General features: G+C 71.6%; 13 protein-coding genes. 10 read left to right on the top strand and 3 right to left on the bottom strand.

Annotated elements, in window-relative coordinates; genetic code table 11:
* Positions 1–585, top strand: a complete 585-nt coding sequence (locus tag BLW86_RS13655; RefSeq protein WP_093874299.1) for a hypothetical protein — start codon at positions 1–3, stop codon at positions 583–585.
* 9 nt (positions 586–594) lie between these two features.
* The gene (locus BLW86_RS13650; protein WP_093874298.1) at positions 595–1,215 is read left to right on the top strand and encodes an OmpA family protein; all 621 of its coding nucleotides are present in this window, start codon (positions 595–597) and stop codon (positions 1,213–1,215) included.
* Here the strand turns inward: BLW86_RS13650 and BLW86_RS13645 are convergent.
* Entirely contained in the window at positions 1,212–2,132 is a 921-nt protein-coding gene (locus BLW86_RS13645) for a hypothetical protein (RefSeq protein ID WP_093874297.1), read from the bottom strand. The two genes, BLW86_RS13650 and BLW86_RS13645, sit on opposite strands and share 4 nt — an antisense overlap.
* Positions 2,133–2,254: 122 nt before the next feature.
* On the opposite strand from BLW86_RS13645, the gene BLW86_RS13640 reads away from it, so the two are divergent.
* Positions 2,255–2,653, top strand: coding sequence for a hypothetical protein (locus BLW86_RS13640; protein WP_093874296.1), 399 nt, complete (start codon positions 2,255–2,257; stop codon positions 2,651–2,653).
* A 31-nt stretch (positions 2,654–2,684) separates the two neighbouring features.
* Positions 2,685–3,788, top strand: coding sequence for a hypothetical protein (locus BLW86_RS13635; protein WP_093874295.1), 1,104 nt, complete (start codon positions 2,685–2,687; stop codon positions 3,786–3,788).
* On the opposite strand, the gene BLW86_RS13630 is transcribed toward BLW86_RS13635, so the two are convergent.
* Positions 3,760–4,131, bottom strand: a complete 372-nt coding sequence (locus BLW86_RS13630; protein ID WP_093874294.1) for a DUF192 domain-containing protein — start codon at positions 4,129–4,131, stop codon at positions 3,760–3,762. The genes BLW86_RS13635 and BLW86_RS13630 overlap by 29 nt on opposite strands.
* A gap of 40 nt (positions 4,132–4,171) precedes the next feature.
* On the opposite strand from BLW86_RS13630, the gene BLW86_RS13625 reads away from it, so the two are divergent.
* Complete coding sequence (locus tag BLW86_RS13625; RefSeq protein WP_177181644.1) at positions 4,172–4,909, top strand: prepilin peptidase; 738 nt, start codon at positions 4,172–4,174, stop codon at positions 4,907–4,909.
* Between the two features lie 411 nt (positions 4,910–5,320).
* Here BLW86_RS13625 and mgrA read toward each other — a convergent pair whose 3' ends face one another.
* On the bottom strand, positions 5,321–6,358 hold the full coding sequence (mgrA, locus tag BLW86_RS13620) for an L-glyceraldehyde 3-phosphate reductase (protein WP_093874292.1): 1,038 nt from the start codon (positions 6,356–6,358) through the stop codon (positions 5,321–5,323).
* Between the two features lie 110 nt (positions 6,359–6,468).
* Here mgrA and BLW86_RS13615 point away from each other — a divergent pair, with 110 nt between their 5' ends.
* From BLW86_RS13615 to BLW86_RS13595, 5 genes are all read left to right on the top strand, one after another.
* Positions 6,469–7,230 carry an isoprenyl transferase gene (locus tag BLW86_RS13615; RefSeq protein ID WP_093874291.1) on the top strand — a complete coding sequence of 254 codons (762 nt, stop codon included), beginning with the start codon at positions 6,469–6,471 and terminating at the stop codon, positions 7,228–7,230.
* Between the two features lie 306 nt (positions 7,231–7,536).
* Positions 7,537–8,862 (top strand): PhoH family protein, encoded by a 1,326-nt coding sequence (locus tag BLW86_RS13610; protein WP_093874290.1) that lies wholly within the window; start codon positions 7,537–7,539, stop codon positions 8,860–8,862.
* 377 nt (positions 8,863–9,239) lie between these two features.
* Positions 9,240–9,950 (top strand): aggregation-promoting factor C-terminal-like domain-containing protein, encoded by a 711-nt coding sequence (locus BLW86_RS13605; protein ID WP_093874289.1) that lies wholly within the window; start codon positions 9,240–9,242, stop codon positions 9,948–9,950.
* Between the two features lie 166 nt (positions 9,951–10,116).
* A complete protein-coding gene (locus BLW86_RS13600) occupies positions 10,117–11,544 on the top strand; it encodes an AI-2E family transporter (protein WP_093874288.1) in 1,428 nt (475 codons plus the stop codon).
* Complete coding sequence (locus BLW86_RS13595) at positions 11,541–12,215, top strand: hypothetical protein (RefSeq protein ID WP_093874287.1); 675 nt, start codon at positions 11,541–11,543, stop codon at positions 12,213–12,215. Before BLW86_RS13600 ends, BLW86_RS13595 begins: the two co-directional genes overlap by 4 nt.
* The last annotated feature ends 5 nt before the right edge of the window (positions 12,216–12,220 follow it).

Here is a 12,220-nt window from a genome sequence, read left to right as displayed (position 1 = left end):
ATGAACGCGCGCTACGCAAGGCAGATCCGCAGAGGGGTGGTCGCCGTTGCGATCACGTCCGTGGCACTCTTCGTAGCCGGGTGCGGCGCCGAGGAAAAGCCCAGCGAGAACAAGCCCGCATCGACGAGTGCTGCTCCCCGGCAGGGGGCATCCGCCATCCAGGGCTCGCAAGATGCCGAGGAGCCCGCAGAGACGCTGGCGGTTCTCAAAGGGCAGAAGGGGCTTGAGCTGGCCGTCGACTCGATGGAACGAGACGCAGGTGGGTTCCTCACAGTCAAGGGACGACTGCGGAATACCTCGGAGTCCAGTCACGCCGTACCTCCCCAGACGAGTGGGGACGAGACCGAAGTGGTCAAGCACGGCACATCCTTGGGCGGGGCTACGCTTGTCGACTCCGTCGGGAAAAAGCGGTACTACGTGCTTCGTGACACGGATGGACGGCCCCTGACGACAACGGGTCTTGGTGTCGTCAAGGCCAACGACGCGGTCGACGTCTTCATGCAATTCCCCGCACCCCCCGCCAACACCACCGAAGTGAGCTTCCAGCTCCCCACCTTCGAACCCGCCACCCTCAAGCTCTCCTGAGGCGACCCCATGACGACGACGAGAAACCGCCGCCTCGCCTCCCTCCTGCTCGTGTGCGTGGCCCTGGGGCCGTTCGCCGGGCCCCCCGCGTATGCCGATGACGGGCCCGGCCCCGCCGGTACCTCCTCGCCCCCGCCCGTCATCGACCCCGACTCCCCCGGGCTGATGCTTCCCGACGGGGCCACCCTCGCCCCCGCCAAGGTGCTCGACATCAAGCAGATCGTCGAGGAGGAGGGCGGGCAGGAGCGCCGGCAGGACACGAACGTGGACGTGACGTTCGCGCTGCAGGCCGAGGTGCTGTTCCCGAAGAACAGTGCCAAGCTCTCGCCCGACGCCACCGCCCGTATCGCCGCCATCGCCGCCGAGATCGGCAAGATGAGGTCCGGGCGGGTCCGGGTGTTCGGGTTCACCGACAACCTGGGGACGTACGAGCACGGGCTCAAGCTGTCGAAGGAGCGGGCCGTGGCCGTGCAGCAGGTGCTGGCGCGGGCCCTCGACCCGGGGACGACCTTCGACGTCCGCGGGTACAGCGAGGACTACCCGATCGCCGACAACCGCACGGAGGAGGGCCGGAAGAAGAACCGGCGCGTCGAGATCTCCTTCCCCCGGACCACCGCTCCCTCGCCCTAGAGGGCCAGCGCCGCCCGGATCGTCGCCGTCATGCGGTCCGGGTGGCGGAAGACCTCCCCGGCCGTGAAGCGCAGCACGCGGCGGATCTCCGGGCAGGACTGGAGCGCGTTGAAGCGGGCGATGTCCCGTTCGTGGGCCCGGCGGGTGCCGTGGAAGGCGTGGCCCTCGATCTCCACCGCCAGGCCTTCCGCCCGGAAGAGGAAGTCCGGGCGCAGCGGCTTCCCGGCCGCCGTGAGCAGGGTCGGCTGGGATTCGGGGGTCAGGGCCGCGTCCCGCATCCGGAGTCTGGCGACCGTCTCCGCCGGGGAACCCGACGCCGGTTCGGTCAGCCGGAGCCAGGTACGGGCGCGGGCCGCTCCCGGCCGGGGCGCCGCGAGTTCGGCGGCGAGGTCCTCGTGGCGGACGAGCGCCTCGCGCCGTACTCCTTCGACGGCCCGCCGCGCGAGCGCGGAGTCCGCGACGACCACCGCCTCCTCCCGGGTCGCCGAGGCCCGTATCAGGTCGCCGACCGTCCGCGTCGGCGTCGTCGTCCGCAGACCGCGCCGGACGGACCGGTCCCCGTCCGTCAGGAAGGCCGTGGTGTGGAGTCGTATCCGGTCACCGCGGGACGACCTGGCCGGCGGTGGTGCCGTGAAGTCGAGACGCTCCTCCGGGCCCTCCCCGCCCAGTACCTCGATGCGGTGCAGCCGCGCCGCCGTCCCGTGGCTGCAGACCAGTTCCGGGCGCAGGAGCTGGAGGGCCGTCGCCCTCAGCCGCCAGTCCACCTCCCTGCCCGGGGCCGCCCAGGCGCCCCGGCAGATCCGCTGCCAGCCGTCCCGGCGCAGCCGTCCGGCCAGCCGGCCCGGCGGCCAGCCCGCCGCGACCGCCCAGACCGTCAGGAGGACCCCGCCCCTGGCGAGGATCGCCAACTCGTACATACGCCCAACGATCCACGGAAGAGGGACACTTCGCACCCCCTGTGGAAAACCCGGCGAAAGACGTCGCCAGGAAAGCGTAAATCCGGTGGGACATCCTTCTTCGGCGGGAGCATTCTGGACAGATGACGGCGACCCCGAGCGTGACCCCGAGCGCGAACCCGCACGCGACCCCGAGCGTGCAGTTGGTCAGTGACCTCGTCACCCGGATCCCCGAGTTCCGAGGGGCGTACGAGACCCATGTCTTCCATCAGGGCGGTGTCCTGCCGCATGTGTTCTTCTGGGACGTCGTCCAGGACACCGTCCGGTCCTTCCTCGGCGAGGCCCCCGGCGCCGCCGACTGGCGTCGGACGCTCGACTTCCTGGAGGAGCAGAGCGCGCGCGGCGTCCTCGGCATCGACGAGGTCATCGTCACGTCCTTCCTCAATGACCTGCCCTCGCCGCAGGAGCCCGGACACGCCATCGTCGAGCAGCTCGGTCCCGTCATGGCCGCGAAGTTCGTCCGCATAAGGCCTCTCGGATGAGTCCCGCGTACGCCCCCGGATAATCGGGCGTATGTTCCGGACCGCCAGCCCCACCAGCCCCACCCTCCTCGCCGTCGGCGGCTATGCCGCCACCCGCCTCGTCGGCCTCGTCGTCCTCGCCGTCGCCGCCGCCGCGACCGGCGAGGACGGGCTGCACCGGCTCAAGGGGCGCTGGGACTCCGTCTGGTACGTCCGCGTCGCCGAGCACGGGTACGGGTACCAGGTCACCCTGCCGAACGGTGACGTCCACTCCGACCTCGCCTTCTTCCCGCTCCTCCCGGCCCTGGAGCGCGGCCTCTCCGCCGTCCTCCCCGTCGACGCGGCCAGGGCGGGGCTCCTCGTCTCCTGGACCGCCGGACTCGTCGCCGCCTGGGGCATCGCGAAGTGCGGCGCCCACTTCGCGGGGCCCCGCGCCGGTGTCCTCCTCGCCGTCCTCTGGGGCGTGTACCCGACCGCGTTCGTCCAGTCCATGGCGTACACGGAGGCCCTGTTCACCGCCCTCGCCGCCTGGTCGCTGTACGCCGTGCTGCGCGGGCGCTGGATCCTGGCCGGTGTCCTGTGCGCGGCGGCAGGGCTGACCCGGCCGACGGCCGCCGCGCTGATCGCGGCCCTCGGCGTCACCGCCCTCGTCGCCCTCGTACGGGAACGGCGGCTGCCGGCGCGGACCGTGGCCGGGGTGCTGATCGCCCCGCTGGGCTGGCTCGCGTACGTCGCCTACGTGGGGGTCCGGGAGGGCAGCCCCACCGCCTACTTCGAGGTGCAGGCCGCCTGGGGCAACTCCATCGACGGCGGTGTCGCCCTCGCCCTGTTCATCGCGGGGCTGCCGTGGCCCGCCGCCCTCGGCCTGTGCGCGGCGCTCGCCCTGCTCGGCTGGCTGCTCGCGCTCTGCGTGCGGCAGCGGCAGCCGCTGCCCCTGCTCGTCTACACGATCGGCGTCGTGTTCGTCTCCCTCGTCGGCGCCGCCTACTTCGGCTCCCGGCCGCGCCTGATGATGCCCGCCTTCGGGCTGCTGCTCCCGCCCGCCGTGGCCCTCGCGCGCGTGCGGACCCGTACCGCCGTGCCCGTCCTCGCCGGCCTCGCGCTCGCCTCCGGCGCCTACGGGGCGTTCACCCTGCTCGGTTCGGGGCCTCCGTGAGGTCCACGCGCACGCGTACTCCCGGTTCCAGGCCCCATCCCGCCATCGTGCCCGCCTCCGCCTCCAGGACGTGCCGGCCACGCGGCCGGATCATGCCGAGCCGCCCCGGCCGCATCGTCACCACGGACCGGACCGTGAAGGAGCCGTCGAGGTGGGCCACGTCGATGGGGAACCGCATGCCGAAGGTGTGCACGCTGTTCGTCCGGACGATGAGCAGCGCCCCCGCGATCCCGTCCCGGCCCAGGAGGCCCCGCCGCCGCGCCCGGTACGAGGCCGCCACCTCCAGCGGGACGTCCAGAGCGGCCACCGTCAACGTCCCCGTCCCGTCCACCCATTTCCCCATGCGGCAGACCGTAGCGGCACGGCCGCCTAGGGTCTCGTCCGTGTACGTCACGCTGATCGCCGTCGCCGCCCTGTGGGGGGCCGCCGTCGGGCTGCTCGTGCCCCGGGCCGCCTACCGGCTCGCCGTGGAGCCGGAGGAGCCGTGGCGGGACCGCTGCCCCGCCGGGCACGTCCTGGCCGGGCCCGGGCGCGGCTGGCTCGGCGGTCCCGGGCGGCAGGGCTGCGCGACCGCCGCGAGCCCGCTCGTCGCCCCGCTGCTCACCGCCCTGGTCTGTGCCGCGCTCGCCGCCGCCACCGGCGGGCCCCGGCCCGAGCTCGCGGTCTGGCTGCTCGGCGCTCCCTTCGCCGTCCTCCTCGCCTGTGTGGACGCGCGCGTGCACCGGCTCCCGGACGGTCTGACCCTGCCGCTCGCGGTCGCCGTCCCGCTGCTCCTGGGCGGCGCGGAACTCCTCCCGTACGACGCCGGGTCCTGGACGCAGGCGCTGCTCGGCGGGCTCGCCCTCGGCGGGGCCTACGGGGTGCTGTTCCTGATCAACCCGAGCGGGCTCGGCCTCGGCGACGTGAAGCTGGCGGTCCCGCTGGGTGCCGCCCTCGGCTGGTACGGCTGGGGCGTGCTCTTCGCCGGGGCCTTCGCGGGCTTCCTCCTCGGCGCGGTGTACGGCCTCGGTCTGGTCCTGCTGCGGCGGGCCGACCGTTCCTCCGCGATCCCGTTCGGCCCCTTCATGCTCGGGGGCGGGCTGCTCGGCCTCCTCCTCGGCGCGTTCACCGCCATGGCCTGAGGGCTCTTCCCGTACAGGGGCCGTCACCCGTACGTACGGTCACGGGGTCGTCGCCCGGCGGGGTCGGGGGCTCGCCGCCGCTCCCGGGAACCGGCGGCTGACCTGCCGGAAAGTCGTCCCTCGGTGTTCCTCCGCGTCAACGCCGTGCCCGTGCCGGCCGGTCCCTCTTCGGAGGGACGGAACCCCGCCGCCACGCCGGGGCGCAAACCCGCCACAGGGCCCCGGAGCCCTTGTGCCGCTTGGGATCCGGCGAATCCGGGGCGGTTCGTTCGGCGTACGTGGCGCGCAAGACGACTATCGAAGGGTTATGGTGGAAACCCCCCCTCGGGCCGGTCCGTATCCCCCCCACGGACCGGCCCGTTTTCTTGTCCCGGGCCGCTTCGGGACCGGGGGCGGGCCGTGCGGCGACCGTCAGCCGCGGCCGGCCCAGATGTTCGTGCCGGCGGTGTCGACCGCGAACGAGTCGATCTCCTTGAGCTCCTCGTCCGTCAGCGGCGCGCCCGCGAGCGCCGCCACGTTCTCCTCCAGCTGGGCGACGCTGGACGCGCCGATCAGCGCCGAGGTCATCCGCTCGTCCCGCAGCACCCACGACAGCGCCAGCTGGGCGAGGGACTGCCCGCGCCGCTCGGCGATGTCGGCGAGGCCGCGCAGGCGCCGCAGGACCTCGTCGGAGAGCAGGTTCGGGTCGAGGGACTTGCCCTGGGTGGCCCGCGAGCCCTCCGGGATGCCCTTCAGGTACTTGTTGGTGAGCAGTCCCTGCGCGAGCGGGACGAAGGAGATGCAGCCCATGCCGGCCGCCTCCAGGGTGTCGAGGAGGCCGTCCTCCTCGGTCCACCGGTTGATCATGGAGTACGAGGGCTGGTGGATGAGCGCCGGGACGCCCATCTCCTTGAGGATCCGCGCGGCCTCGGCGGTCTGCTCGCTGTTGTACGAGGAGACGCCGACGTACAGCGCCTTGCCCTGCTGGACGGCGGAGGCCAGGGCCCCCATCGTCTCCTCCAGCGGGGTGTGCGGGTCGAAGCGGTGCGAGTAGAAGATGTCGACGTAGTCGAGGCCCATCCGGTTCAGGGAGGCGTCGAGCGAGGACAGCAGGTACTTGCGGGAGCCCCACTCGCCGTACGGCCCGGGGTGCATCAGGTACCCGGCCTTGGTGGAGACGATCAGCTCGTCCCGGTAGGGCGCGAAGTCCTGGGCGAAGATCTTGCCGAAGTTCAGCTCGGCGGAGCCGGGCGGCGGCCCGTAGTTGTTCGCCAGGTCGAAGTGGGTGACACCGAGGTCGAAGGCGCGGCGCAGGATCGCGCGCTGGGAGTCGAGCGCGCGGTCGTCGCCGAAGTTGTGCCAGAGCCCGAGGGAGATCGCCGGCAGCTTGAGGCCGCTGCGGCCCGTGCGGCGGTACTCCATGGCGTCGTATCGGTCCGCGGCGGCGCGGTAGAGGGGGGAATCAGTCACGTATCTCTGCTTATCACGGACTTGTGACAGTCCCGGGCTGGGAGCCCGTCGCCCGTCCGCAGTAGTGTGGCGGCTTCGGGGGCCGACACTGCATGGAGGGGTAAAGAACAGTGAACCTGCGCGACCTGGTGTACGGGCTCTACGCACGCCGGGTGGAAGGCCGCCTCGACCACACCCAGGTGCCCAAGCACATCGGGGTCATCCTCGACGGGAACCGTCGCTGGGCCAAGGCGTCCGGCGGGACCCCCGAGCAGGGACACAAGGCCGGCGCGGACAAGATCCAGGAGCTGCTCGGCTGGTGTGCCGAGACGGACGTCGAGGTCGTCACGCTCTGGATGCTCTCCACGGACAACCTGAACCGCCCCGAGGAGCAGCTCGTCCCGCTGCTCGGCATCATCGAGAACGCGGTGCGCGCGCTGGCCGCCGACGGCCGCTGGCGGGTCCACCACGTCGGCACGATGGACCTGCTGCCCTCCCGTACCCAGACGGTGCTGAAGGAGGCCGAGGGGGCCACCCACGGCAACACGGGGATACTCGTGAACGTCGCGGTGGGCTACGGCGGGCGCCAGGAGATCGCGGACGCGGTCCGCTCGCTGCTCCTGGAGCACGCGGAGCGGGGCACGAGCTTCGAGGAGCTCGCCGAGATCGTCGACGTCGAGCACATCTCGGAGCACCTGTACACGCGCGGTCAGCCCGACCCGGACCTGGTGATCCGCACCAGCGGCGAGCAGCGGCTGTCCGGTTTCATGCTGTGGCAGAGCGCCCACTCGGAGTACTACTTCTGCGAGGTCCACTGGCCGGCCTTCCGGAAGGTCGACTTCCTGCGCGCGCTGCGGGACTACGCGGCCCGGCACCGTCGTTACGGGGCCTGATCCCCGCGCCACCCCCTCCGGACGATTCCGGTCGGAACCGATCACCTGGTGTTCATGAACACGTCGTCATATGCCATGGCATGGCAGAGGGCGTTCGAGGGCATATCCCTGTTGAAGTGAGCGGCACGGAGACCGCCACCCGGGAGGCCCCTTGCACCAGGACGACCGTGCGGGACAAGCACGGGAGAAGCGGAGGGCCGTGGTTCGGCCCGCGCATCGCGGCCTGAGCCCGGTCCCATTCCGCAGCGACACCGGTTCCGTCGCACCCCGACCTCACAGGGGTCTTCAGAGGGGGTCTGTCCTTCCGTGGTGACCAGCACGAAGCGCCGCCTTTCCGACCGGCGCACCTATGTTCTCGACACCAGCGTCCTGCTGGCCGACCCCAACGCCGTCTCGCGCTTCGAGGAGCACGAAGTGGTGCTCCCGATCGTCGTGGTGACGGAGCTGGAGGCCAAGCGGCACCATCCCGAACTCGGGTACTTCGCCCGGCAGGCGCTGCGCCTGCTCGACGACTTCCGGGTCCGGTACGGACGCCTCGACGCCCCGCTCCCCATCGGGGACCTGGGCGGCAGCCTGCGTGTCGAACTCAACCACTCCGACCCCGGCGTCCTGCCCGCCGGCTACCGGTCGGGGGACAACGACTCACGGATCCTCGCGGTCGCGCGCAACCTCCAGGCGGAGGGGTACGACGTCACGGTCGTCTCCAAGGACCTGCCGCTGCGCATCAAGGCCTCCTCGGTCGGGCTCCTCGCCGAGGAGTACCGCGCCGAACTCGCCATCACGGACGCCAACGGCTGGACCGGGATGTCCGAGCTGGCCCTCTCCGGGGAGCAGGTGGACCTGCTCTACGACCAGGACTCGCTGTACGTGCCGGAGGCCGCCGAGCTTCCGGTCCACACGGGCCTGGTGCTCCAGTCCGAGCGCGGCAAGGCGCTCGGCCGGGTGACCTCCGAGGGGAACGTACGGCTCGTCCGCGGCGACCGGGAGGCCTTCGGGCTCCGCGGCCGCAGTGCCGAGCAGCGGATCGCGCTCGACCTGCTGCTCGACCCGGACGTCGGCATCATCTCCATGGGCGGCCGGGCCGGCACCGGCAAGTCCGCGCTCGCGCTCTGCGCGGGCCTGGAGGCGGTCCTGGAGCGCCGTCAGCACCAGAAGGTGATGGTCTTCCGTCCGCTGTACGCGGTCGGCGGCCAGGAGCTGGGGTACCTGCCGGGCAGCGAGTCCGAGAAGATGAGCCCGTGGGCCCAGGCCGTCTTCGACACGCTGTCCTCGGTCGCGAGCCGGGAGGTCATCGAGGAGGTGCTCGGCCGCGGGATGCTGGAGGTCCTGCCGCTCACCCACATCCGGGGCCGCTCCCTCCACGACGCCTTCGTCATCGTGGACGAGGCCCAGTCCCTGGAGCGGAACGTCCTGCTGACCGTTCTGTCCCGTATCGGGACGAATTCTCGGGTCGTGCTGACCCATGACGTCGCCCAGCGCGACAACCTCCGGGTCGGCCGGTACGACGGAGTCGTCGCCGTCATCGAGAAGCTGAAGGGGCATCCGCTCTTCGCCCACGTCACCCTCACCCGCTCCGAGCGCTCCCCGATCGCCGCGCTCGTGACCGAGATGCTGGAGGACGTTCAGATCTGACCGATTCGTACCCGTCCGTACGGGTAAGGAAGTTGGCGCCGCCCGGCAAAGCGCAGGAGCTTAGCCGGGCGGCGTCGCGCTGTCGCCCCTATCCGCCAAATCCCGTGCGTCCACCCAGGTGTGAGCTTTCACACGCAACACGGAATTGCCTTGCGGTGTCGCCGTCCGGCAGAGTCTTGCTTCCGTCAGGCCCCGCATACGGCACACGTGCACCCTCAGGGGTGCGCACCGCACCACACAACTCCACAGCCGTCGTCGTATGCCGCCCACAGCACCACGGGCCCGTGTCTTCTGTGACCCCGTACGTCGGAGACCAGTGCCAGGGGCAAGATTTCGCCCGCGTGGTCACCTGTGCGGGCGTGCTGGAAGGAAACCGTGTGAGCCGGATCTCGGTCCGGGGATTCGCGGTGGCTTCGGCCACTGCGGTCACCACTGTCGGCGCCATCGCCGGTGTTGCCTCGGGCAACGCCGCTCAGCCTTCGGACGACAACTTCGAGGCCACCGCGGCCGACACGACGCTGCTCGCGGACATCCCCGCGGGCGAGCAGGCCCAGGTACAGGTCTCGTCCCTCTCGGAGCAGGCCGACGTCCAGGCCGCCGCCGCCGACGCCGCCGCGAAGAAGTCCGCGGAGGAGACGGCCCGCATCCGTGCCGCCAAGGACGCCGAGGCGAAGAAGGAGGCCGCCGACAAGGCCGCCGCCGAAGCCAAGGCCGAGAAGGAGCGCAAGGAGGCCGAGGAGCGCGCCAACCGCTCCTCCATCCGCAGCAGCACGTCCTTCGCCGCGCAGGGCTCCTACAGCATCGCCGAGGTCCAGTCGATGGCCCGGCAGATGATGTCGGCCGACCAGTTCTCGTGCTTCAGCAACATCGTGGACCACGAGTCCGGCTGGAACTACCGCGCGACCAACGCCTCTTCGGGCGCCTACGGTCTCGTCCAGGCCCTCCCGGGCTACAAGATGGCCTCGGCAGGCGCGGACTGGCAGACCAACCCCGCCACCCAGATCAAGTGGGGCCTCAACTACATGGACAGCCGCTACGGCAGCCCGTGTGGCGCCTGGTCGTTCTGGCAGGCCAACCGCTGGTACTAGGCTGCGGCGTTTCGGGGGACGCCCCCGAACCCTCGCTGCCAGCGTGCTCAACCTCCGGGAGCCCCTCACCGTCCTAAGGTGAGGGGTTTCCTGCGTGTAGGTTCGAAGGTCCCACGGGCTCCCGGGGGAGCGAGCGGGAAGAGTCGGCGGGGGGAAGAAGGAAGAGATGTCCAGAGTGCCAGGATGGCTGAGCCGGCTGGGCGAGAGCCTGAGCCGCATGGGTGAACGCCTCGACGAGCGCCGGGCCCAGGCGGAACGGGACGATCCGCTCGGGCCGCCGTACGGGCCCCCGCACGGCGGCCCCCACGAGGTCCCGAGCCCCGCCGTCCCCGCCCGGCCGGACGTCGACCCCGGCACCGCCGCGCCCCTCCCGGACGCCGAGGCCGCCACCGAGCAGGGCCGCTCCGTTCCCGCGCCCCCCTCGTACGCCCCGGCCGTCGCCGCCCGCCCCGACCCCGTCGCCGCCATTCCCTGGGGCATGCGCGTGGCCGCCGAGGCGGGCTGGCGGCTGCTCGTCCTCGCCGGCACCGTCTGGGTGCTGATGAAGGTGATCAGCTCCGTGCAGCTGGTCGTCCTCGCCTTCGTCGCCGCGCTCCTCGTCACCGCCCTGCTCCAGCCCACCGTCGCCATGCTGCGCCGCAAGGGCCTGCCCCGGGGCCTCGCCACCGCCGTCACCGCCGTCTCCGGCTTCGTCGTCATGGGCCTGGTCGGCTGGTTCGTGGTCTGGCAGGTCATGGACAACATCGACAACCTGTCCGACCGCGTCAAGGACGGCATCGAGGAACTCAAGCACTGGCTGCTCGACAGCCCGTTCCACGTCACCGAGCAGCAGATCAACGAGATCGCCAAGAACCTCAGCGAGGCCATCGGCGCCAACGCCGAGCAGATCACCTCCGCCGGACTCCAGGGCGTCACCGTCATCGTGGAGGCCATGACCGGCATCCTGCTGGCCATGTTCTGCACCCTCTTCCTGCTCTACGACGGGAAGAAGGTCTGGGAGTGGACGCTCAAGCTGGTGCCCGCCCAGGCCCGGCCCGGCGTCGCCGGCGCGGGACCGCGCGCCTGGCGCACCCTCACCGCCTACGTCCGCGGCACCGTCCTCGTCGCCCTCATCGACGCCGTCTTCATCGGCCTCGGACTCTGGTTCCTGGAAGTCCCGATGGCCGTCCCGCTCGCGGTCTTCATCTTCCTCTTCGCCTTCATCCCGCTGGTCGGCGCGGTCATCTCCGGAGCCCTCGCCTGCGTCGTCGCCCTCGTCACCAACGGCGTGTTCACCGCCCTCATGGTGCTCGTCGTCGTGCTCGCCGTGCAGCAGATCGAAGGCCACGTCCTCCAGCCGTTCATCCTCGGCCGGGCCGTCCGCGTCCACCCCCTCGCCGTCGTCCTCGCCGTCGCCGCCGGCGGCCTCACCGCCGGAATCGGCGGCGCCGTCGTCGCCGTGCCGTTGGTCGCCGTCCTCAACACGGTGGTCGGCTACCTGCGCGCGTACAGCACCGAACAGGCACTGCGCAGCACCCCGGAGCCGCGCGGCGCGACGGCCTTCGCGGTCGCGCCGGTCCCGGCGCCGGGCGCCGGTGCGGGGGAGGGCGCGTGATATCGGAGCCGGAGCTCGTGGGCGGAGTGGAGTTCGACGCCCCGGAGGTGCTCACCGAGACCCCGCCGCCGCGCCCGCCCCGGGCCCGCCGCCCCTGGCTGTGGGCGCTCGGCGGCGCGGTGCTCGCCTCGGCGGTGTGGGGCGGCGGGCTCTACGCGTACGGGCAGAAGAAGGAACCGGGCCCGGATCTGGGCGGGTACACCTCGGAGGTGAAGCTCTGCGAGGTGGCGAAGCTCAAGGCGCTCGGCGGGATCCTCGGCAAGCGGAGCGAGGACGGCATCGGGCCCGAGATGGACGATCAGGCCGTGTACGAGACGTCCTGCCAGATCACCTTCGGGCCGCCGGAGGCGGGGTACAGCGCCTCCCTCACCTACACCCTGCACAAGGTGACGGACCCGGGGCCCGAGTTCGCGGCCCGGGCGAAGTACTACGACCTCACCACTCCGATCGGCGGACTCGGGGAGGCGGCCGTCTTCGACGACCGCCAGGGCGAGGGCGGGGAGCTCCGGGTCCTCGACGGTCAGGTCGAGATCGAGCTGAGCGTGAACCGGCAGTACAGCACCGACGAGTTCGGGAAGCCGCTCGGGGTTCCCAAGCCGGTCGACCTCTCCGGGATCGACGTCCCCATGACCGAGGACCTGCTGGCGCTCATGGCGGAGCTCAAGAAGTGACGGAA

The organism is Streptomyces sp. TLI_105, assembly GCF_900105415.1.
GTDB lineage: Bacteria > Actinomycetota > Actinomycetes > Streptomycetales > Streptomycetaceae > Streptomyces.
This window is presented reverse-complemented; position numbering and strand designations above follow the sequence as displayed.